Below are 23,193 nucleotides of genomic sequence, written 5' to 3'. Positions count from 1 at the left end.
TAGCCCCGTACACGAAAAGTCATCTTTTGTGAAATCGAGTAGGACGGGACACGTGTTATCTTGTCTGAACATGGGGGGACCATCCTCCAAGGCTAAATACTCCTAGCTGACCGATAGTGAACCAGTACCGTGAGGGAAAGGCGAAAAGAACCCCTGTGAGGGGAGTGAAATAGAACCTGAAACCGTGTGCGTACAAGCAGTAGGAGCAGACTTGTTCTGTGACTGCGTACCTTTTGTATAATGGGTCAGCGACTTAATGTATGTGGCAAGGTTAACCGTTTAGGGGAGCCGTAGGGAAACCGAGTCTTAATAGGGCGTCCAGTCGCATGCATTAGACCCGAAACCCGGCGATCTATCCATGGGCAGGTTGAAGGTGCCGTAACAGGCACTGGAGGACCGAACCCACTAACGTTGAAAAGTTAGGGGATGACTTGTGGATCGGAGTGAAAGGCTAATCAAGCCGGGAGATAGCTGGTTCTCCCCGAAAACTATTTAGGTAGTGCGTCATGTCTCACCCACGGGGGTAGAGCACTGTTTGGGCTAGGGGGTCATCCCGACTTACCAACCCCATGCAAACTCCGAATACCGTGGAGTGCAATCATGGCAGACAGACGGCGGGTGCTAACGTCCGTCGTCGAGAGGGCAACAACCCAGACCGCCAGCTAAGGTCCCAAATGTTAGTTAAGTGGGAAACGATGTGGGAAGGCTCAGACAGCTAGGAGGTTGGCTTAGAAGCAGCCATCCTTTAAAGAAAGCGTAATAGCTCACTAGTCGAGTCGGCCTGCGCGGAAGATGTAACGGGGCTAAAACTAGCAACCGAAGCTGCGGATGCACTTTGTGCATGGTAGGGGAGCGTTCTGTAAGCCGTTGAAGGTGTGTTGAGAAGCATGCTGGAGGTATCAGAAGTGCGAATGCTGACATGAGTAACGATAAAGGGGGTGAAAAGCCCCCTCGCCGGAAGATCAAGGTTTCCTATTCAACGTTAATCGGAATAGGGTTAGTCGGCCCCTAAGGCGAGGCAGAAATGCGTAGTCGATGGGAAACGGGTTAACATTCCCGTACTTGTTATTACTGCGATGGAGGGACGGAGTAGGCTAGGCCAGCACGGCGTTGGTTGTCCGTGTTTAAGGTTGTAGGCTGAGAGCTTAGGTAAATCCGGGCTCTTAAGGCTGAGAACTGATGACGAGTCTCATATTTGAGACGAAGTGGTTGATGCCATGCTTCCAGGAAAAGCTTCTAAGCTTCAGGTAATAACGAACCGTACTGTAAACCGACACAGGTGATCAGGTAGAGAATACCAAGGCGCTTGAGAGAACTTGGGTGAAGGAACTAGGCAAAATGGTACCGTAACTTCGGGAGAAGGTACGCCGGCCTTGGTGATGGGACTTGCTCCCTAAGCTGAAGCCGGTCGAAGTGACCAGGTGGCTGCGACTGTTTATTAAAAACATAGTACTCTGCAAACACGTAAGTGGACGTATAGGGTATGACGCCTGCCCGGTGCCGGAAGGTTAATTGATGGGGTTAGCTTCGGCGAAGCTCTTGATCGAAGCCCCGGTAAACGGCGGCCGTAACTATAACGGTCCTAAGGTAGCGAAATTCCTTGTCGGGTAAGTTCCGACCTGCACGAATGGCGTAACGATGGCCACGCTGTCTCCACCCAAGACTCAGTGAAATTGAAATCGCTGTTAAGATGCAGTGTTCCCGCGGCTAGACGGAAAGACCCCGTGAACCTTTACTATAGCTTTGCACTGAACTCTGAACCTATTTGTGTAGGATAGGTGGGAGGCTTTGAAGCAGTGACGCTAGTCATTGTGGAGCCGACCTTGAAATACCACCCTGGTATGTTTGGGGTTCTAACGCAGGTCCATTATCTGGATCGCGGACAGTGTATGGTGGGTAGTTTGACTGGGGCGGTCTCCTCCCAAAGAGTAACGGAGGAGCACGAAGGTTGGCTAATCCTGGTCGGAAATCAGGAGGTTAGTGTAATGGCACAAGCCAGCTTGACTGCGAGTCTGACACGACGAGCAGGTACGAAAGTAGGTCATAGTGATCCGGTGGTTCTGTATGGAAGGGCCATCGCTCAACGGATAAAAGGTACTCCGGGGATAACAGGCTGATACCGCCCAAGAGTTCACATCGACGGCGGTGTTTGGCACCTCGATGTCGGCTCATCACATCCTGGGGCTGAAGCCGGTCCCAAGGGTATGGCTGTTCGCCATTTAAAGTGGTACGCGAGCTGGGTTTAGAACGTCGTGAGACAGTTCGGTCCCTATCTGCCGTGGGCGTTGGAAAGTTGAGAAGAGTTGCTCCTAGTACGAGAGGACCGGAGTGAACGAACCTCTGGTGTTCCGGTTGTTATGCCAATAGCATTGCCGGGTAGCTACGTTCGGACGGGATAACCGCTGAAAGCATCTAAGCGGGAAGCCTCCTTCAAGATTAGCTTTCCCTGACTCCTTGAGAGTCCTAAAGGGCCGTAGAAGACTACTACGTTGATAGGCTGGGTGTGGAAGCGTTGTGAGGCGTTGAGCTAACCAGTACTAATTGCCCGTGAGGCTTGACCATATAACAGAAACGACTGATTGATTGCATGATCAATCGACGGACTGAGCCGAAAGGCAGAGTGATACACAGTGTCCTTAAGCAAGACAACATACATCTTTGTTCATCGCCCTATTTGGTTGTGTGACTAGGCACGGCAAACGCCGATAAGACCGAAAACAAACCATACCTGTTTGCTTGACGATCATAGCGAGTTGGAACCACCTGATCCCATCCCGAACTCAGCAGTGAAACGACTCAGCGCCGATGGTAGTGTGGGGCTTCCCCATGTGAGAGTAGGTCATCGTCAAGCTTCTAATCTAAACGCCCTGTAGATAGTCCTGCAGGGCGTTTTTCTTTTGGGTTACTATCCACGCTAGGTGGTGCTTGCCGATGACAAATAACCGCTCCTGCGTTATCTGCATACACTACATCCATGTAGATAACCTACGGTCATAGTGGTGAGCGCCGTTCACGGCGCTCACCCTGCGGGTAGCCTCCGGCTATCCCATTAATTTGCTTGGAGCAAATTAGCACAGCGAAGCTGCCCGAAGGGTGGGCCCCAGGGAGGGGGCTCATGAATTGTTCCAGACAAATTGGTCAATCTTCTAAATAAAACACCCCACCTGGGAATCACTCGCCCCTCCATGGGCTCGGCCTTCGACCAGCTAGCGCTGTGCTAATCGGCTCCCGGCCGATTAGTCCAGGTGGGGTGTTTTATTTAGAATACGTTGGATTACTTTCCCTACCTCGCACGAAGTGCCAAGTCATTCAGCACATCCCTGTGCTTCACCCTTCGGCGAGCGAAGCTATGCCAATTGACTTCTATAAAAGTGAGCGGTTGTTTCTCGACATTTCTCTTTCCTGTGACCACCGGCTTCGGGTAGAAAAAAGTAAACAGAACTGCGTATATCGATCCGCCTTATCTGCCATTTGTGTCTTCACCCTCGCTGTTATACGCTAAATGTCTTATGCACTTTGCAAACGAAGTAGATATGACCACATTCGATATTGATTACCCCGCTTTTTTTCTAGATTTTGACGGCACCTTAGTTGATTTTGCAGAAGATCCTGAGGCAGTGCTGGTGCCCGAAGCGTTAAGCAATGTGCTTTCTGATATTTCACTGCTGAGCGATGGGGCGCTCGCGCTTGTTTCGGGCCGCTCTATCCAATCGCTTTCCTCTCTCGTAAAGCTGCCGCTTTCCATGGCCGGTAGTCACGGCGCCGAGTGGTGTGTGGCGGGAGGCGAGGTGCAACACATGTCGCTGCAAACGCCCGAATTTGTCGAGGCGAAAGCTGCCCTGCTGGGTTTTGCAGAAAAGTACGCGCTGATTGCAGAGGATAAAGGTCATGCAATTGCCATCCACTATCGAGTTAAGCCCGAATTAAAAGATCGGCTTGATCACTTCATCGACCAAGAGTTGGCACTCAGCCATAGCGCAGAAATGCGTGTTATTCGGGGTAACTGCGTGCGGGAGATACAGCCCTGCGGTGTGGACAAAGGGTTTGCGATTGCACGATTTATGAGCATGCCGGCTTTTAAGGGGCGTGCGCCTATATATATCGGTGATGATACAACCGATGAGGACGGATTCGCCTGGGTCAATGCCCACGGCGGTGTTTCATTGAAAGTAGGCGGCGGTGACAGCTGTGCCGTTGGCAGACTTTCCGACACTGGCGAGGTTCTTGCATTTTTGCATGGACAACTGGATAAGTTGAGGCAAGTAAATGATAGAACGCAATCTCGAGCTGGCACTGATCGGTAATTGTTCCATTGGTGCACTGGTCGATAAAAAAGCAGAAATTGTATGGAGCTGTCTACCTAGATTCGACGCAGAACCGGTATTTTGCTCTCTTTTAAAAACCGATAACCCAGACTCCTTAACGGGTACTTTCGCGATTGATTTGGCAGACTTTAGCCACAGCGAGCAATCATACGAAAAAAACACCGCGATTCTCACCACCAAACTTTATGATGATCACGGCAACGGCGTGGTCATTACCGATTTTATTCCCCGCTTTATGCAGTACGGCCGCACCTACCGGCCGGTTATGTTGAACCGCAAGCTGGTTCCCATTGGTTCGCCGAAAATGAGAATTCGCCTGCGTCCGGCCTGTCAAGACGGCACTCAGGGCTTTCGCAAAGTGCAGGGCAGCAACCACATCCGTTACCTGGGTTGCGATATGGCTTACCGCATGACAACTGGCATGTCGGTGACCGCAATAGTTGATGAAACCTGGTTTATTCTCGACACCGAGCACTACATGGTTTTCGCCGATGATGCATCGATTACTGAGCCGGTTAAGCAACTGTGCGAACGCTTTTTAGTGGAAACCGAGTCCTATTGGTTAGAGTGGTCCCGTTATCTGGCCATTCCGTTCGAGTGGCAGGATGCTGTTATTCGCGCAGCTATCACTCTTAAACTGAGTGCTTATGAAGACACGGGGGCGATTATCGCCGCGATGACGACCTCCATTCCCGAAGCCCGGGATACCGAGCGTAATTGGGATTATCGTTTCTGCTGGCTGCGCGATAGTTACTTCACAGTACACGCATTAAATCGCCTCGGGGCCACCCGCACGATGGAGCAATATTTACATTACCTTGTAAATATTGTCGCGCAAATGGACGAAGAGCACCTGCAACCCGTGTTTTGTATCAATGGCACAAAAGAGATGCCCGAGCGCATAGCTCAGGATTTGTCTGGCTATCGTGGAATGGGGCCTGTGCGCATCGGTAACCAGGCAGCCGAACAAATCCAACACGATGTGTACGGTGCGATTGTCTTGTCCGCTACGCAGATGTTTTTTGACGAGCGTATTCGCCGACCCGGTAATATCGAGCTGTTTACCTTGTTGGAGAAAATGGGTGAGAAAGCGCTAGCCTACTACAACCAGCCTGATGCGGGATTGTGGGAGCTACGAGGTTCTAAACACGTACACACCTTTTCCAGCATGATGTGTTGGGCGGCCACCAGTCGGTTGGCAAAAATTGCCGCGAAGCTCGGTGAGCAAGGCAAGGCCGATTTTTGGTCTGATGCCTCTACGAAAATTCGCGAGGCGATTGAAACTAGAGGTTTCAACAAGACACTGAATGCCTACACCGCCACCTGGGATGGTGACACTATGGATGCCAGTCTTTTACTGGCGTGTGAACTTGGGTATATCGACGGAAAAGACCCGCGTTTTATCGGCACGATTGCAGAGATTGAAAACCGCCTAAAACCAGAGGGTAGTCGTTACTTGTTTCGCTATATAGTGGAAGATGATTTCGGCATGCCGGAGAACGCATTTACCATTTGTTCTTTCTGGTATATCGATGCGCTCGCAGCTTCCGGTCGCACCGAAGAGGCGCGCGAGCTTTTTGAAGACCTGCTGGACAAACGCAATCACCTCGGGTTGATGTCGGAAGACTTGGATCCTGCAACGGGTGAGCTGTGGGGGAACTTCCCGCAAACCTATTCAATGGTGGGCATTATCAACAGCGCAAGAATTTTGAGTAAGAAATGGGAGCACGAACTATGAGCCGATTGATTGTGGTCTCGAACCGTGTGGCAAAAACAGACGGTGCAAACAAGGGCTCAGAAGGCGGTTTGGCTGTTGGTGTAATGGCCGCGATGGAGAAAGACGGTGGGGTGTGGTTTGGTTGGAGCGGCAAGGTTGACAACAAAGCCAGTGAGGCGAAGCACGAGGTTCGCGGCAATATTGAGTATGTAACGATTAACTTACGGCAATCGGAATATAACCAGTATTATAAAGGCTACGCCAACAGTGTTCTTTGGCCGTTGTTTCATCAGCGCCCAGAGCTTATGCAATACAGTGATACCGACTTAAGCGGGTATTTGCAGGCGAATAAAAAATTTGCCGACGAGTTGCTAAAAGTTATTCAGCCTGGCGATACAGTATGGATTCATGACTATCATCTTATTCCCTTGGGAAAAATGCTACGCGAAGCCGGCTTGAAGAATCCCATTGGCTTTTTTCTACACACGCCTTTCCCGTCGCTGGATTTATTGCGCACCGTCCCCGGCTACCAAAAAATCCTCAAGGCTCTGTTGCATTATGATTTGGTTGGTTTCCAAACAGAAGCCGACCACATGGGATTTTGTATGGGAGTGGCGCAGGGTTTGGGCGGAGAAATTCTTAAGAATGATCGCCTGCGTTTTGAAGATCGTCACTGTACCGCACGGGTCTACCCGATCAGCGTGGAAACCTCGGCGCTGCCCAAAGCCGCCGCTGCGGGTGAAAACACCGAAGAGTTCAAGCGTTTATACAATAGCTTAAATGACCGGCAATTAATTATTGGTGTGGACAGGCTGGATTATTCCAAAGGTTTGGTACAGCGCTTTCAGGCCTATGACAAATTACTAGGCCACTATAAAGAGTTTGTGCGCGAGGTAGTGTATCTGCAGATATCCCCGACTTCGCGTGGCGATGTGCAGGCTTACGGCGATTTGGCCAAGCGTATTGACCGCGAGGCGGGCCATATTATCGGCACCTATGCGGATTTTGACTGGATGCCTTTGCGTTACTTAAACCGCGGTTTTCGTCGCCGAACAATTCTTGCCATGTATCGTTTAGCCCATGTGGGGTTGGTAACCCCGCTAAAAGACGGCATGAATCTGGTGGCCAAAGAGTATGTGGCGGCGCAAAACCCGGACGATCCTGGGGTGTTGGTGCTATCGGAAATGGCGGGTGCTGCGGATGAATTGGACGCTGCCGTGGTGGTTAACCCTTACGATGTCAGCGGAATTACCGGTGGTATTGCCAAAGCGCTTAAAATGCCCTTGGATGAGCGGATTGATCGTTGGCGTAAAATGATGGATGTACTAGAGCAGCAGGATATTTACGCTTGGCAAAGGCATTTTCTCGAAGATCTCGCCTCCGTTACCGGGCCCAGTATTGCAACTGCTGTAAATCACTAAGGCGTTACTGTTTAACCGGCCTTTTATTGAGCTTGCGCTGTAAAGTGCGGCGATGCATGCCTAGCGCTCTGGCGGTGGCCGAGATATTGCCGTCATGGGCGCTGAGCACTTTTTGTATATGCTCCCAGGCAAGCCGATCGACCGAAGGCGGCTGAGCCGTAATCGTCACGCAGTCTGTCTCGGTTTCGTTGAAGGCAGCGAGAATTTCATCGGCATCGGCAGGTTTACACAGATAGTTTTGCGCCCCAGCCTTAATCGCTTGCACGGCAGTGGCAATACTGGAGTAGCCAGTAAGAACCACTATTTGTAAATCCCTCTGATGGTTCAAAAGTTCTTTTACTACATCGAGCCCTGATTCACTGCCGATTTTTAAGTCGACTACCGCTTTAGCAAATAGATTTTGCTGGAGCAATTGCATCGCCTCGAAGCTATTGCAGGCAACTGCAACCTCAAAGCCGCGACGTTTCAACGAGCGCTGTAGAATTTCACCAAAGGTGACGTCGTCATCGACAATCAAAATTTTATTGCTCACTGGCGGTCTCCATTGGCAATGTAATGGTTGTAACGGTTCCGCCCTCGGCCGGCGTGGCTATCTCCACGGTTCCGCCGTAGCGCTGGATACTGGCGTGGGTGAGAAAAAGCCCAATGCCGAGACCGTCGGGTTTGGTGGTGAAAGGGCGCTTACCGAGCATTGAGGTGGCTGAGGCACTGAAACCTTCGCCTTGATCGGTAATTTTCCACACCAGCTGCTCGTTATCCGTGTCTACCGAGACATACAAGGGCTTGGTACTGGCGTCGGCTGCGTTGTTAAGTACATTAGTAATGGCTTGCTCGATGGTGGGATGAAACCTCACCTGTCGGTTTTGTAGCGACTCGTGCACGTTGAAGTTGGCGTGGGCGTCGGGGCGAAGTAACTGCCAGCGGTCGATTAGCTGAGTGCAGTACTCACGTGCCGCTATCACTGGGGGGTGGGTGAGTTGGTCGATATCGGCGCGCTGGCGTAATCTTTTTAAAATTTCACCGCATTCGTTGACCTGGTTGCGCAATAACGCCAGATCGTCACCGATCAACTCTTGAACTTCCGGTTCGCGTGCTAAATCCGCCAGCAGCACCTTAATACTTGATAAAGGCGTGCCAAGCTCGTGAGCGGTGCCGGCCGCTTGGGTGGCTACCGCCAGTAGCTGTTCATCGCGTAGATCTTCTTCACGCCGGGCATTTAAGGTGTCTTGCTGTTGGCGCACCGCGGCGGCCATCTTGACCACAAAGTAGCTGATAAGTACCGCACTGAGGGCAAAATTAAGCCACATACCCACCAGGTGAGAATTGATACTGGGTTCATGGTGGTGGCTGTGCGAAGGTGGCGCCAGCTGTATCAAGGGTTCGTGCCACACCAGCAAAGCACCATAGAGCCCGATCGCCACCAAGCTTAAACCCCAGGCGTATATACCCGGTAGTACTGCCGCGGCGATACAAACTGGCACCAGAATATAGGACAAAAATGGGTTGGCGGCGCCCCCGGTATAGTAAGCAAGAGCGGCTACAGCCAGAATATCCATTAGCAGCTGAACAGTAATTTCTGCGCCTCCTACCGGGACATCCCACTTTAAACGCAGTAGGGAGAGCAGGTTGATCGCGGCTAACAGCCCTACAATGGTAATAATAGGCTGCAGGGGCAGCTCAATAAGCTGGTTGGCCCATAGAGTGGCTATCGCCAGGGCCGCGATAAGCAAACTGCGAATCAACACCAGTTGGCGTACGTGTCCGGATGGGGCTTTCAGGGTTGTAATTCGCGTATTCATGGCCGCTGATTATACCCAATTGTACGGGGCGGTCCTGCGACAAAGAGTCGCATTATAAAAGCTGATGGGCGCTGATCTGTCCGCTTAGAAGGCCGTTGCGAGTTAACCAGAGCACATTGGCCTTGGCCTGTTTGAGGGTTTGGCGTACCAGCTCAATACTGACGCCTTCATCTAATTGCAGTGCGTCGGGCTGCATAATTTGGTGTACGGTGCAGTACACGTGGGCGCGGCGAGTCCACTGGGTTAATTCGTCCAGATTGTCTACGTCGTGACCAGTGTTGCGGCGAAAGTTATCATTTACCATCTGGGCGCGATAGGTTTCATCCATCTGCATCAAGCAGTAAATGTCTGCACTGCTCACGCTTCCTACCAACTGATGGTCTGAAGCGATAACGGGGACGCGCGCCAGTTCATGGCGCTTGAGAAAATGATCCAGCCTCTGGATGGCCCAGCCCTCATAGGCGCAGAGTACCTGGGTGGTCATGACATCTTTAGCGGTTCGGGCAGACATACGCTTTCCTAATTATCATGGTATGAGTGTATACCAGGGTTTCGCCCGTCAGGGCCAATAAATATTTGACAAGGAAAGCATCTATTCGGATAATATTATAATACAAAATAAAAAGTACCCCTCTCTTGGGGTGCCAATCAGGGTTTTGTCTTATGGTTTCTTATGCCTTGGGCCTGGATTATGGGTCCGATTCAGTTAGAGCACTGCTCGTAAATACCGCTACCGGTGAAGAAGTAGCCTCCAGCGTGGTGAACTACCCCCGTTGGGCCAAGGGCTTGTACTGCGAGCCCGCTGCCGATCAGTTTCGTCAGCATCCGCTGGACTACCTCGAGAGCCTCGAACAGGTGCTCGCCGATCTGTGGCGCCAGGCGCCAGACGGCGCAGCTCAATCGGTAGTCGGCATCAGTTTTGATACCACAGGTTCCACCCCCGTGGCCGTGGACAACGACGGCGTGGCGCTTGCGCTTAAGCCGGAGTTTGCCGAAAACCCCAATGCCATGTTCGTATTGTGGAAGGATCACACTGCGGTGAAAGAGGCGGCCGAGTTTACCGCCGCTGCCAACCGCAGCGAGCCCAACTACCTTAAATACGAAGGTGGTATTTACTCGTCCGAGTGGTATTGGTCGAAAGCGCTGCACGTGATGCGCGCTGACAGCGCGGTAAAAGACGCCGTGCACATGTGGGTAGAACACTGCGATTGGATGACGGCCGTTTTAACCGGCACCACCCACCCGGATGCCTTCCGCATGAGTCGCTGCGCCGCGGGCCACAAAGTCATGTGGCACGAGAGCTGGGGCGGCTTCCCGGCCAACGAATTCTTCGCCGGTGTCGACCCGATCCTCGATGGTCTGGTTGAGCGCCTGCCGACAGAAACTTTTACCGCCGATCAGAAAGTGGGCGAGCTGACCGCCGAATGGGCGCAAAAGCTGGGCTTGCCGGCCGGTATTCCGGTGGGTTTCTCGGCGTTTGATTGCCATATGGGCGCGGTTGCGGCCAATGTTCAGCCCGGCGTGTTAACCAAGGTAATGGGTACCTCGACTTGCGATATCACCATCGCCAGCGCCGAAGCCATTGGCGATACCTGTGTGCGCGGTATCTGCGGCCAGGTGGATGGCTCTGTGATTCCCGGCATGATTGGCCTGGAGGCAGGACAGTCGGCCTTTGGTGATCTTTACGCCTGGTTTAAAAAGCTGGTGAACGGCCCAGCGGTTGCCATTATCGAGCAATCCGATGTCCTTGATGACGCTAGCAAACAGAAGCTGCTGGCCGAACTGGACGACAAGGCGTTGATTGAATTGTCCGCTGCGGCACAAGCTATTCCCGCTGGTAAAAGTGGTGTTACGGCTCTGGACTGGGTTAATGGTCGTCGAACCCCTGATGCCGATCAGACCGTGGCCGGTGCTATATCAGGCCTGAAAATGGGCAGCGGGGCGGCCGAAGTTTTTCGCGCGCTGGTTGAGGCCACCGCTTTCGGCGCTCGCGCTATTATCGAGCGTTTTCGCGCAGAAGGCGTGGCGGTAGAGAGTGTGGTGGCCATTGGCGGCATCTCGAAAAAATCCGATTTTGTCATGCAAACTTGTGCAGATGTCTGGAACTGTCCCATCGATGTATTGGACAGTGACCAAAGCTGCGCTCTGGGCGCTGCCATCTTCGCGGCGACCGTCGGCGGCGCTCACCCCGATGTAGCCAGTGCGCAAAAAGTGATGGGCTCGAAAGTATGTAAAACCTATGAGCCCAACGGCGAGGCGGCCAAGGTGTACGACGGCCTCTACCGTCATTACCAGGCCCTGGGTCAGTTTGCCGAAGGAGATAAGTCATGAGTTATTTAGAGTTAAAACGCGAAGTCTACGAGGCCAATATGCAGCTGCACCACCGCAATTTGGTGGTGTACACCTGGGGTAATGTATCCCAGATCGACCGCGATAAAGGTGTGGTAGCAATTAAGCCCAGTGGCGTCGCTTACGAAGACTTGAAGGTCGACGACATCGTAGTGGTCGATCTGGAAAACAATGTGATTGAGGGCAACATGCGTCCGTCGTCGGACACCAAAACCCACACCCACTTGTACCGCCACTTTGACAGCATCGGCGGCGTGACGCACACGCACTCCACTTATGCGACCGCGTGGGCGCAAGCGCAAGAGCCTATTCCGTGCCTTGGTACCACACACGCCGATTACGCTTACGGCTCAATCCCCTGCACGGCGGTGATGAGCGACGCGCAAATTGAGCGTGACTATGAGGAAGAAACCGGCGTTCAGATTACCGATTGCTTTAAAGACAAAAATCCGGTGGAAACACCCATGGCGATTATCGCCGGACACGCACCTTTTACCTGGGGTAAAGATGCGGCGCAGTCGGTGTATCACGCGGTAATCCTCGAAGAAATTGCCAAAATGGCCTATTTAACCCGCACGTTGAAGCAGGACGTGCAGCCGTTAAAACAAGGCATTGTCGATAAACACTACCTGCGTAAGCACGGCAAGAACGCTTACTACGGGCAGAATTGATCCACTAAGATTTGCAGGATAAGAAAATGAAAATTTACGGTGATAAAGAAGTATGGCTGGTAACAGGCTCACAAACCTTGTACGGCCCCGCAGTACTGGAGCAGGTGGGTAAAAACAGCGAGCAAGTCGCCGCCGGTTTAACTGCCTCTGATAAATTGTCTGCCAATGTGCGTTTTCAGCCGGTGGTTAAAAACGCAGAAGATATTCTCGATGTGTGCCTGCGTGCAAACTCAGACCCAAACTGTGTGGGCCTGATTTTGTGGATGCACACTTTCTCGCCCGCCAAAATGTGGATTGCCGGCTTGAAGGCGCTGAACAAGCCCTACATGCACCTGCACACTCAGTTTAACGCTGAGTTGCCCTGGGGCGAAATCAACATGGATTACATGAACATGCACCAGAGCGCTCACGGTGACCGCGAGTTTGGCTTTATTGGTGCGCGTATGCGTCACGACCGTCGCGTTGTGGTGGGTCATTGGGACACTGACCGTGTTAAGCAAGAAATTGACGATTGGGTTCGTGTGGCCATGGGTTGGGACGAAGCGCAGGGCCTGAAAGTGGCTCGCTTCGGCGACAACATGCGTCAGGTTGCGGTGACCGAAGGTTGTAAAGTTTCGGCGCAACTGGATTTTGGTTACGAAGTGCATGCGTTTGGTCTGGGTGATCTGGCCGCTGTGGCCAATGAAGTCGCCGATGCGGATATTGATGCGTTGGTGGAACAATACAAAGCCGAATACGATGTACCGGCCGAACTGTTGAACGACGCGCATCAGTTTGAAGCGCTGCGCAATGAAGCGCGCCTGGAAATTGCCATGCAGAAGTTTTTGGATGATGGCGGCTTTAAAGCTTTCACCAATAACTTTGAAGATTTGCATGGCATTACTGGTCTGCCCGGCATTGCCACGCAGCGTCTGATGCAGAAAGGCTATGGTTATGGTGGTGAAGGCGATTGGAAAACCGCAGCCATGACTCGCGTGGTTAAAGTTATGGCGTTGGGCAAAGAAGGTGGCACCTCCTTTATGGAAGACTACACCTACAACTTTGGCTCTAGCGACCAGGTACTGGGCGCGCACATGTTGGAAGTTTGTCCTACCATCGCTCAGGACAAGCCTCGTGTTGAAGTGGCTTTGCACACCATTGGTATTCGCAAAGACATCGCCCGTTTGATTTTTAACGGTACCCCTGGCCCTGCTCTGAATGTTTCGATTGTGGATTTGGGCAACCGTTTCCGCATGATCATTAACGAGTTGGATACCGTAACCCCACCGAAAGATCTGCCTAACCTGCCGGTTGGTCGCGCACTGTGGGAGCCGCGACCCAATTTGGCCGTGGCAGGTGCCGCGTGGATTCATGCCGGTGGCGCGCACCACAGTGTGTACAGCCAGGCGGTAACCACCGATCAGATCATCGACTTTGCCGAAATGGCGGGTGTTGAAGCGGTAGTGATTGATAATGACACCAAGCTGCGCGATTTCAAAAACGAGTTGCGCCACAACGCTGTTTATTATCACCTGAGCAAGGGCGTATAAGCCCAATCTTATAGCCGGCGCTATGGCGCCGGCTTTTTGCTGTATGGGGTGTGCCAGTCGTAAACAACTGGTGCACCTGTCACCGTTAAGAGTGTAAACAATAATGAAAACTGAAAAGCTATCCGTTGTAGAAAAAGTAGGTTTTGGCGCGGGTGATATGTCGGTCAATGTAATGATCGCTGCCATGTTCTACTTTATGCAGTATTTTTATACGGACATTTTCGGCCTTAAGCCCGCCCATGTAGGGACCTTGTTTCTCGCCGCCCGTTTTCTCGATGCGCTCAGCGACCCGCTGATGGGCATGCTGACCGATAAATTCAAAAGCCGTTGGGGGCGTTTTCGCCAGTACTTTTTGTATTTGTCTGTTCCCTACGGGTTCGCAGTTTTTCTCTTGTTTACCACGCCCGACTTTTCCTACAACGCGAAATTAGTCTGGGCTTATGTGACTTATCTGTTTGCCACCTTAATGTTTACCGGTGTGGCGATTCCCTATATCTCTTACATCGGTGTGCTTACCAGCGATCCACAAGAGCGCTTGTCTGCCAACGGCTATCGCATGTTCTTCGCGAAAATTGCCAATGTTGTGATTGTAGCGTCGGTACCAGCGCTGGCCGCCATGTGGGGCGACGGCAACGCGGCTAAAGGCTATCAGCTGGCTATGGGCTTTATGTCTTTGGTGGGGGTGGGGCTTTTGCTATTTTGCTTTGCGAGCACCCGCGAACGTGTTGAGCATGTGGTGGATAAAAAGCCACTGGGCGAGCAATTGAAATTGCTGCTCAAGAACGATCAGTGGTTGGTACTTGCGGCCTGCTGCATGCTGGGGACTCTGGGTTATGCCATGCGCGGTGGGGTGGCCTTTTACTACACCATTTATTACTTAGGTGGTAGTGAAAGTATGGCGGCGACCTTTACCAGTGCTGGTATTGCCGCGTCTATTGCGTCCATGGTGGCTTCTACCTGGATTACCAAACGCTACTGTAAGGTCAAACTGTTTCGCTATTCGCAAATTTTAGTGGGTGTCATTAGCCTGTTGATGTACTTTGCCGTATCCCCAGGCGATATTGCCCTGGCCTTTGTGCTCTATGTGATTCTGTCTTTTGTCGTGGACTTGCACGCGCCAGTATTTTGGTCCGCCATTGCCGAGGCGGTGGACTATGGTCAGGCAAAAACCGGCAAGCGAGTTTCAGGCTTGGCATTTGGCGGTATTTCTTTTTGCCAAAAAGCCGGTGCAGGCCTGGCGGGCTTTATTACCGGTCTGCTGCTGACCTTTTTCGGCTATCAAGCCGGTGAACAACAAACCGAGCTTGCTCTGACCGGTATTGCCCTGATGCTAACCGTGATACCCGGGGTGTTTCACACCTTGCTGGGTTTGGTGCTTTACAAGTACAAAATTACCGATCGCTTTTACAACGAGATGGTGGAGCGCGGCGAGATTGAATCGGAAGCGCCCGACTACACCATTGAAGAGACAACCTAACAGTTTCGGAGATAACAGTGACTGTATTAAAACCGTTAATTGAACAGCGGGCCGACCCGCACATTTACAAGCACACCGACGGCTATTACTACTTTACCGCCAGTGTGCCCGCTTACGACGGTGTTGAATTGCGCCGCGCCAAAACCATTGCCGAGCTGGCCACCGCTGAGCCGGTAATGGTATGGAAAAAGCCAGATACCGGTCCTTACAGCGACCTGATTTGGGCGCCCGAGATTCACTTCAACCAGGGCGCCTGGTATGTGTATTTCGCTGCGGCATCCTCGCGCGAAATCAAAAACGATTTGTTCCAGCACCGGATGTACGCCATCTCGTGTAAAGACGACAACCCGGTAGCGGGTGAGTGGACCTTTGAGGGACAGATCGATTCGGGCATTGATACCTTCTGTCTGGATGCCACGACGTTTACGCACAAAGACGTTCTCTACTATGTGTGGGCGCAAAAGGAAGAGGGTATTCGCGGTAATTCCAACCTGTACATCGCCCCCATGAAAACTCCCACCGAAATTGATGGCGAGCCTGTGCGTTTGACCATCCCCGAGTACGACTGGGAAATTATTGGTTTCTGGGTAAACGAAGGGCCGTCTATCGTGAAGCACGGTGGTAAGATCTTTATGACTTACTCGGCCAGTGCTACCGACGAAAACTACGCAATGGGTTTGCTGTGGGCCGATGAAAATGCCGACTTGCTGGATCCCGCGAGCTGGACCAAGTCCAAAGAGCCGGTGCTGCGCTCCAGCCCCGACTACAATATCTTTGGCCCCGGCCACAACAGCTTTACCAAAGCTGAAGACGGCGAGACCGACTTGCTGGTTTACCATGCCCGCACCTACACCGAAATTGAGGGCGACCCATTGTGGGATCCCAACCGTCACACTTTTGTGAAAAAGCTTAAGTGGGGTGAGGACGGTATGCCGATCTTTGGCGATGCGGCATTAGATGATTAATTTGGTGCAGATCCACTGAACCAAACCTTCAGGCTCGCTTTGCGGGCCTTTTTTTAATCGGTATAAACAGGTCCAGAACCATGATAAAAAAACTTGTCCTTTGCGCCGCTATGGCGGTTGTTAGTAGCAGTGCCGATGCGGTTGACTACTTCGACATTGATCAGGTGCGTGTAAACGACGGCCCTTTTGCCCATGCGCAGAATAAAAATCTTGAGTATGTGATGACTATGTCGCCGGATCGGCTACTGGCGCCTTATTTGCGAGAAGCGGGTTTAACACCTAAAACAGCCAGCTACGGTAATTGGGAAAATACCGGCCTCGATGGCCACATCGGCGGCCATTATGTGACCTCGCTGAGCCTTGCCTATGCCGCTACCGGTCGGGAAGATGTACAGCAGCGTCTGCAGTATGTGCTGGACGAGTTAGAGCGCGCGCAAAACGCCAACGGCAATGGTTATTTAGGCGGTGTACCCAATAGCGATAAGCTTTGGCAGGAAATCGCCAAGGGTGACATTCGCGCGGACCTGTTTGCCTTAAACGGATACTGGGTACCCTGGTACAACCTGCACAAAATTTTTGCCGGGCTGCGCGATGCCTACCTGTATACCGGAAGTGAACAGGCCAAGCGGATGATGATCAAATGGGCCGACTGGGTTGATAATCTAGTAGCCGATTTATCCGACGAGCAAATCGAGCAAATGCTGACCACTGAATATGGTGGTATGAACGAAACCTTTGCCGATGTGTATGAGATTACCGGCGACAAAAAGTATTTGACTCTGGCGAAGCAATTTTCCCACAAGAAAATCCTTAACCCCTTAGAGCAAAAGCGCGATGAGCTGACCGGACTGCACGCCAATACGCAAATCCCTAAAATTGTCGGCTTTGAGCGCGTGGCGCAGGAAAGTGGTGACGATTCCTGGCACCAGGCGGCGGAGTATTTTTGGGAAACGGTGGTGAATGAGCGCAGTGTCGCCATTGGCGGTAACAGCGTGCGCGAACACTTCCACGACAAAGATGACTTTGATCCGATGATCGAAGAGATTGAGGGGCCCGAAACCTGCAATACCTACAACATGCTTAAATTAACCAAGTTGTTGTACGGCCGCGATACCTCACTCGATTACGTGAACTACTACGAGCGCGCACTTTACAATCACATCTTGTCGTCTCAGCATCCCGATACCGGTGGCCTGGTGTACTTTACGCCTATGCGCCCTAACCATTACCGCAAGTACTCAGAAACGCATCAAGGAATGTGGTGCTGTGTGGGGTCGGGGATTGAGAACCACTTTAAGTACGGCGAGTTTATCTATGCTCACGAAGACGATGATTTACTGGTAAATCTATACATCCCCTCGACTCTTAATTGGGAGGACAAAGGGGTTGTGTTAACACAAAGCACGCAATTTCCGGATCGCTCCTCCACCCGTCTCACCTTTGAAAAGGCCGGGGATGTGACTTTGAAACTGCGCTATCCGCAGTGGGCCACCGCGGATGCCGAAGTCACTGTTAATGGCAAAACGGTTGCGGTTGACGCCTCGGCGGGGCAATACATCGAGCTTGACCGAGACTGGCGAAAGGGCGATGTAGTAGAGCTTAAACTACCAATGAAAACCCATTTGGAAGCTCTGCCCGATGGTTCTGACTATTATGCGGTGATGCACGGGCCGATCGTGCTGTCTGCGAAAACTTCGCCGTTTAAAGATGAGGTACTTAACTACTACTCCGATGCCAGCCGCATGGGGCACATTGCCGATGGCGAGCGCTGCCCAATTGAGCAGGCGCCGATGCTGGTGGCGAAGGACACTAACTTTGCCGATAAGATTACGCGTATTGCAGATGACGAGTTACGCTTTAAGGCCTCTGAGTTGATTCAGCCCGAGTCTTACCAAAACGTAGAGTTGATTCCGTTTTTCCGCGTGCACGAGTCGCGCTATATGCTCTACTGGCCCTACAGTACCCCGGAGAATATTAACGCTTTACGCGAGAAGCGCGCCGCTGAAGAGGTCGCTAACTTAGCCTTAGAAGCGGTGACCGTGGATAAAGTCGCACCGGGTGAGCAGCAGCCGGAATCCGATCACTTCTTTAAAGGGAGTGAAAGTGAAGCCGGGGTTAACTTTGGCCGTCACTGGCGCCACGCCCACGACTGGTTCAGCTACCAGATGAATGACCCGGACGGTCAAGCCAGAATCTTGCAGATCACCTACTTCGGTGGCGACACCGGACGGCATTTCTTTATTGAGCTTAACGGTAAAACGCTGGCAGAAGTGACCTTAAGCGGCGAGCATGGGGCAGAGTTTTATACCGTGGAGTATCCGATTCCAGAGCAGATGCTGGCACTGGGTTCAGAGGGTAAGCATGAGTTGAAGTTCGTCGCGGCTGAAAACTCCGTCGCTGGCGGTATTTACGGGGTTCGATTGTTGTCAGACATGCCTAACAGCACCGATTAACCCTAACCTGCCAACCGCCCGTTTCAGCGGGCGGTTGGACGTTCTTTTATCTGCATTAACTGGCTATTATTCAGCCACTACTGTATCCTTCGCGCCCCTTTCGTTAATTCAGAATTCCCCTCTATGATCTTTGCCGAACTTGGCCTTTCCCCCGAAATCCAACAAGCCGTTGCCGAACAGGGCTATGACACCCCAACACCCATTCAGGCCCAGGCGATTCCCGCCGTATTAAAAGGTCAGGATGTGATGGCCGCCGCCCAGACGGGTACCGGTAAAACCGCCGGCTTTACCCTGCCCATGCTCGAGCGCTTATGCCAAAGCGCAGGTGGCAAACGCCCGCCGGGTAATCAGGTGAGAGCCCTGGTGCTGACCCCAACGCGTGAATTGGCCGCGCAGGTCGGGGACAATGTGGCGCAGTACAGTCGCTATGTGCCTATTAAGTCCACGGTGGTGTTTGGTGGGGTAAAGATTAATCCGCAGATGATGCGCCTGCGCGGCGGTGTGGATATTCTGGTGGCCACCCCCGGACGCCTGCTGGATTTGTATCAGCAGGGTGCGGTTAAATTTGATGCGTTGGAAATTCTGGTGTTGGATGAAGCCGACCGTATGCTGGATATGGGCTTTATTCACGATATCCGCAAAATTATGGCGCTGATGCCTAGCAAGCGGCAAAACCTGATGTTCTCGGCTACCTTCAGCCCCGAGATTCGCCAGCTGGCCAAGACTATTGTGCATAACCCGGTAGAAATTACCGTTAATCCGCCCAACAGTACCGCGACCCGGGTTAAGCAGTGGATTTATCCGGTAGACAAAAAAGAAAAAACCAGTTTGTTGATTGAACTGATTAAAACCAACAACTGGCATCAGGTGTTGGTGTTTTCCCGCACCAAGCACGGCGCTAACAAATTAGTGAAGCAGCTGGATGCCGCTGGTTTAAAGGCTGCAGCGATTCACGGCAATAAAAGTCAGGGGGCACGTACCCGCGCGCTGGCCGATTTTAAAGCCAATAAAGTGCGTATTCTGGTGGCCACGGATATTGCCGCACGCGGCGTGGATATTGACCAGCTGCCCCAGGTGGTGAACTTTGATTTACCGCAGGTTGCGGAAGATTATGTACACAGAATCGGCCGCACCGGTCGCGCTGGCGCCGAGGGCGCTGCTGTGTCATTGGTAAGTGCTGACGAGTTCGATATGCTCAGTGAAATTGAGCGGTTGATTAAAACCATCTTGCCGCGTGAGTTTATCGTCGGTTTTGAGCCGCAGCACGCCTTACCCGAATCCAGTTTGGAAAAACGCGGCGCGCGCAATAATCGCTCGCGCAGTGGTAACCCGCGCAATAAAAAACCATCTGGTAATAAGCCTAAAAAACCTTCGCAAGGGCGCAATAAGAATACCGACTCTGGCAAGCCAGAGGCAAAAAATAATGATGGAAAGCCTGCCGCCAAAAAAAGCTTTTGGCAGAAAAAGAAAGCAGGCAATGGTGGCGGAAAAGTAAAACCTTTTGCCCGCCAGGGTGGGGAAGGAAAAAAATAGCCGGTGAACGGTGAACGGTGAACGGTGAACGTAAATTTCTCGTTCCCCGTCACCCGTTCACCGCATGCCGTTTACCCCTTAATTACAGCTGCCGCTAAAGCAGTCATCGGTGTGGCCAAAGCCAATCACACCACTGCAGTGCATGGTTTCGGAGTAAGAGCCACCACCGCATTCACCATTGGCGTAAGTCGACGTGTTGTACTCCATATCTTCCGCCTGGCGGTTTTCTCCGTTCACGGTGACATAATCAAGAATCACATCACGACCCGAGGCGTCGTTATCGTATTCGACATTCACATCGCCGTAGGCGCTGCCATTGTAAGTATAGTTTTGGAAGCTGGTGCTTAAGGTCCAATCGGCTACGGTCGCTCCACCGACGCGCAAATTAATGTGTTCACTGCCACTTACGCCCCGCGCTCTGACGGTGATGCTTTCACCTCCACCGCCATTGTTTCCGCCGCCACTTGAACCCAAGGTGATATTGGAATTACCGCTGCTCTGATAGCCTTCGGTAGCCATCACCATATAATCGTGATTACCCAGATTTAAGCCGTGGCTGGCCCAGGCGTCGAAGTGATTGCCTGTAGTGATGGTGCCACCAGTGCGTTTTTGCTGGCGAACACTCCAGTATTGATAAAAAGTCGCTGTCCCCTGAATAGAGGGTTGATTGACTCTTTGGGTGCGATAAATATCGTAGGTGCCACCATCGGAGTACACGGTGCCATAGTAGGTGCCGCTTTCGCCGGGACGATAGGTACCCCAGTTATCGACAATGTAATACTCAACCAGAGGGCTCGTAGTCCAGCCATAGAGGGTAAGGTAGCCATTGCCCGAGGGATTAAAGGTGCCGGAGTAGTTGACGGTACGACGTCCGCCGGGGTTCCACCCTTTACCGCCTACCCAGTTGCCTGTGTTGCTCCACTGTGATGAGTAGTTGCCGCCGGAACCAAGCGTCATTGATACTGTGCCTGGTGCGTCAGTCCAAAACGAATAGTAGTAACCATTGTGCGTGCCGGTTTGGTTACTGGTTAGTGTCTGTGCTTGAGTGCCACTGACAAAACATAGGGCGGTAGTGGCTGCGACGAGCGTAGCGAGCTTTTTAGCGTGTGCAAAGGTTTTTGTTGATGCTCTCATTATTGTCATGGTTATTCTCCAGATAGGTGCCTTAACCAATACCGCTTATAGAGGCAAGGCGTGGGCTTTATCTGCGATACATCGAGCAGAATTGATAACACTTAACCGACTGCTTATAAGATTTATCCGATTAAGTGGTTTGCACCTTAGGTGGGAAAAGCATTGTTGTCAATGAGACTATATGCTTTTGGTCGAAATAACCATATGACATCGCTGTCATTGTAGTGTATGTCACAGCAAGACAAATTTAACCCCGTATAAAAGAGTAGGTAACGCTAATGCTACAGGGTGAAATTATCCCAGTGAGGCGGGGAGTCAAAGTAGCCCCCGGCGAAATCGATAAAAGCGCGGACCTTGCTCGGCAGAAATTTGCGATGTGCGTACACGGCGTAAAGCCCCAGTGGCGAGGGATCATACTCGGGTAATACAGTTTTCAGGTCTCCCTGCGCTAGCGCAGGGCCTGCAATAAAAGTTGGCTGAATCACAATACCAGCGCCGTCTATCGCCGCTTGCAGTAATATATCGCCATTATTGCAGGTAAAAGGACTTTTCCGCTGTGACACGAGAGCTAGGTGTACAGGCGAATCGCTATTATCCATATAGCTATAGCGCAAATAGTGGTGACCTTTTAACGCCTGTAAGTTCATGGGGGTGCCGTGTTCTTCCAGGTAGGCGGGTGAGGCGCAGGTCACCAGTCGTATCGGCGCCAGGTGGCGGGCAATCAGCGAAGAGCTTTTCAACGCGCCAATACGCAGCGCCACATCAAAACCTTCCTCCACAATGTCCACCTTGCGATCATCCAGTTTTACATCCACCGCCACAGCAGGATGTGCACGCTGAAAATCCATAAGCAGGGCCGGCAGGTGGCTGGTGCCAAAAGATACGGGAGCCGACAGGCGCAAAACCCCCTGCGCACTTTGCTGATAATCCCCCAGCTGGTTTTCCAGATCGTCAAGTTCCTCCAGCAGTAGCAGGGCTCTGGCACTGTACTGGCTGCCCGCTTCGGTCGGGTGAACCTTGCGCGTGGTGCGATTCAGCAGGCGAAGCCCCAGGTGATCTTCCAGCTGCGATACATATTTGCTGACCAGCTGCGGCGACATATTCAATTTGGCGGCGGCGCGGGTAAAGCTGCCTTCGCTGACCACAGTAACGAAGGTGCGCATAGCGTCGAGACGATCCATGACTAAACTCCCAAAGCATTTTTTATTAGCAACACTGTGTTGATAATAAGCCAATGATAGGCATCTTATTCTTTTTCGATGTGGATAGTAAATTGATGTCATACCGTTGCGGTGCAGCGGTAAACACAATTAACTAGGAGAAAAAGCATGAACGCATCTTTAACTACAAAACTGATTGCATCCGACGCAGGGCTGGGTGCATTGGCTTTACGGGTGCCTGTGGGTGTTATTTTACTGGCCCATGGAGCGCAAAAGTTGTTTGGCTGGTTTGGCGGATACGGTATTGAGGGCACTGGGCAGTGGATGGAGAGCATTGGTCTGGCCCCCGGTTATGTGATGGCTGGCCTGGCAGGTAGTGCAGAGTTTTTTGGCGGCGCCGCTTTAATACTGGGGCTCCTGGTCCGTCCAGCAGCGATTGTCAGCGCCTTTACCATGTTGGTGGCTATTGTCACTGTGCACTTGGGCAACGGCTTGTTTATGAGTAACAACGGCTATGAATTCGCACTGGCTTTGTTGGCCGCTAGCGTATCTTTGGCGTTTAGCGGTGCGGGATCAGTGTCGCTCGATCAACTTTGGGCACGCCGCCAATCCGGTCGCTCAAGTGGTTCTCGTTTAAAGGTTGCCGCTTAAGTTTGGGTT

General features: G+C 52.1%; 15 protein-coding genes, 2 rRNA genes and 1 pseudogene (1 of these 18 cut by a window edge). 13 read left to right on the top strand and 5 right to left on the bottom strand.

The genetic code is table 11. The annotated features are described in order from the left end of the window. From NHM04_RS07285 to NHM04_RS07265, 5 genes are all read left to right on the top strand, one after another. Window positions 1-2,562, top strand: a 23S ribosomal RNA gene (locus NHM04_RS07285); it begins 324 nt to the left of the window's first position. A gap of 173 nt (window positions 2,563-2,735) precedes the next feature. Beyond that, window positions 2,736-2,851, top strand: a 5S ribosomal RNA gene (gene rrf / locus NHM04_RS07280). A gap of 682 nt (window positions 2,852-3,533) precedes the next feature. Further along, on the top strand, window positions 3,534-4,304 hold the full coding sequence (otsB, locus tag NHM04_RS07275; RefSeq protein WP_254266324.1) for a trehalose-phosphatase: 771 nt from the start codon (window positions 3,534-3,536) through the stop codon (window positions 4,302-4,304). Then, window positions 4,267-6,063 (top strand): glycoside hydrolase family 15 protein, encoded by a 1,797-nt coding sequence (locus tag NHM04_RS07270; RefSeq protein WP_254266323.1) that lies wholly within the window; start codon window positions 4,267-4,269, stop codon window positions 6,061-6,063. Before otsB ends, NHM04_RS07270 begins: the two co-directional genes overlap by 38 nt. After that, window positions 6,060-7,463 carry a trehalose-6-phosphate synthase gene (locus tag NHM04_RS07265; RefSeq protein ID WP_254266322.1) on the top strand — a complete coding sequence of 468 codons (1,404 nt, stop codon included), beginning with the start codon at window positions 6,060-6,062 and terminating at the stop codon, window positions 7,461-7,463. The genes NHM04_RS07270 and NHM04_RS07265 overlap by 4 nt, the downstream gene beginning before the upstream one ends. A 4-nt stretch (window positions 7,464-7,467) precedes the next feature. On the opposite strand, the gene NHM04_RS07260 is transcribed toward NHM04_RS07265, so the two are convergent. From NHM04_RS07260 to NHM04_RS07250, 3 genes are read right to left on the bottom strand one after another with little or no spacing between them, the layout of a single operon-like run. Beyond that, the gene (locus tag NHM04_RS07260; protein ID WP_254266321.1) at window positions 7,468-7,995 is read right to left on the bottom strand and encodes a response regulator transcription factor; all 528 of its coding nucleotides are present in this window, start codon (window positions 7,993-7,995) and stop codon (window positions 7,468-7,470) included. Further along, window positions 7,985-9,262, bottom strand: coding sequence for an ATP-binding protein (locus NHM04_RS07255; protein WP_254266320.1), 1,278 nt, complete (start codon window positions 9,260-9,262; stop codon window positions 7,985-7,987). The genes NHM04_RS07260 and NHM04_RS07255 overlap by 11 nt, the downstream gene beginning before the upstream one ends. 52 nt (window positions 9,263-9,314) lie before the next feature. Beyond that, window positions 9,315-9,773 carry a CBS domain-containing protein gene (locus tag NHM04_RS07250; RefSeq protein WP_254266319.1) on the bottom strand — a complete coding sequence of 153 codons (459 nt, stop codon included), beginning with the start codon at window positions 9,771-9,773 and terminating at the stop codon, window positions 9,315-9,317. Window positions 9,774-9,925: 152 nt separating this feature from the next. On the opposite strand from NHM04_RS07250, the gene NHM04_RS07245 reads away from it, so the two are divergent. From NHM04_RS07245 to NHM04_RS07215, 7 genes are all read left to right on the top strand, one after another. Then, window positions 9,926-11,593, top strand: coding sequence for a ribulokinase (locus tag NHM04_RS07245; protein ID WP_254266318.1), 1,668 nt, complete (start codon window positions 9,926-9,928; stop codon window positions 11,591-11,593). Beyond that, complete coding sequence (locus tag NHM04_RS07240) at window positions 11,590-12,282, top strand: L-ribulose-5-phosphate 4-epimerase (RefSeq protein ID WP_254266317.1); 693 nt, start codon at window positions 11,590-11,592, stop codon at window positions 12,280-12,282. The genes NHM04_RS07245 and NHM04_RS07240 overlap by 4 nt, the downstream gene beginning before the upstream one ends. Before the next feature lie 26 nt (window positions 12,283-12,308). After that, on the top strand, window positions 12,309-13,811 hold the full coding sequence (araA, locus tag NHM04_RS07235) for an L-arabinose isomerase (RefSeq protein ID WP_254266316.1): 1,503 nt from the start codon (window positions 12,309-12,311) through the stop codon (window positions 13,809-13,811). Window positions 13,812-13,914: 103 nt separating this feature from the next. Continuing rightward, window positions 13,915-15,288 (top strand): MFS transporter, encoded by a 1,374-nt coding sequence (locus NHM04_RS07230; RefSeq protein WP_254266315.1) that lies wholly within the window; start codon window positions 13,915-13,917, stop codon window positions 15,286-15,288. Window positions 15,289-15,305: 17 nt separating this feature from the next. After that, window positions 15,306-16,253: a family 43 glycosylhydrolase gene (locus tag NHM04_RS07225; RefSeq protein WP_254266314.1), complete on the top strand. Its 948-nt coding sequence runs from the start codon at window positions 15,306-15,308 to the stop codon at window positions 16,251-16,253. An 80-nt stretch (window positions 16,254-16,333) separates the two neighbouring features. After that, the gene (locus tag NHM04_RS07220; protein ID WP_254266313.1) at window positions 16,334-18,706 is read left to right on the top strand and encodes a glycoside hydrolase family 127 protein; all 2,373 of its coding nucleotides are present in this window, start codon (window positions 16,334-16,336) and stop codon (window positions 18,704-18,706) included. 123 nt (window positions 18,707-18,829) lie between these two features. Further along, the gene (locus NHM04_RS07215; RefSeq protein WP_254266312.1) at window positions 18,830-20,239 is read left to right on the top strand and encodes a DEAD/DEAH box helicase; all 1,410 of its coding nucleotides are present in this window, start codon (window positions 18,830-18,832) and stop codon (window positions 20,237-20,239) included. A gap of 81 nt (window positions 20,240-20,320) precedes the next feature. On the opposite strand, the pseudogene NHM04_RS17365 reads toward NHM04_RS07215, so the two are convergent. Both NHM04_RS17365 and NHM04_RS07200 read right to left on the bottom strand, forming a co-directional pair. After that, window positions 20,321-21,373, bottom strand: a pseudogene (locus NHM04_RS17365) (glycoside hydrolase family 11 protein); the annotation flags it as partial. A gap of 281 nt (window positions 21,374-21,654) precedes the next feature. Continuing rightward, the gene (locus NHM04_RS07200) at window positions 21,655-22,554 is read right to left on the bottom strand and encodes a LysR family transcriptional regulator (RefSeq protein ID WP_254266311.1); all 900 of its coding nucleotides are present in this window, start codon (window positions 22,552-22,554) and stop codon (window positions 21,655-21,657) included. A gap of 147 nt (window positions 22,555-22,701) precedes the next feature. Here NHM04_RS07200 and NHM04_RS07195 point away from each other — a divergent pair, with 147 nt between their 5' ends. Then, complete coding sequence (locus NHM04_RS07195; protein ID WP_254266310.1) at window positions 22,702-23,184, top strand: DoxX family protein; 483 nt, start codon at window positions 22,702-22,704, stop codon at window positions 23,182-23,184. The last annotated feature ends 9 nt before the right edge of the window (window positions 23,185-23,193 follow it).

Source organism: Gilvimarinus sp. DA14, from assembly GCF_024204685.1.
GTDB lineage: Bacteria > Pseudomonadota > Gammaproteobacteria > Pseudomonadales > Cellvibrionaceae > Gilvimarinus.
The sequence above is the reverse complement of the archived record's forward strand: the minus strand, read 5'-3'. Positions and strand labels throughout refer to the sequence as shown.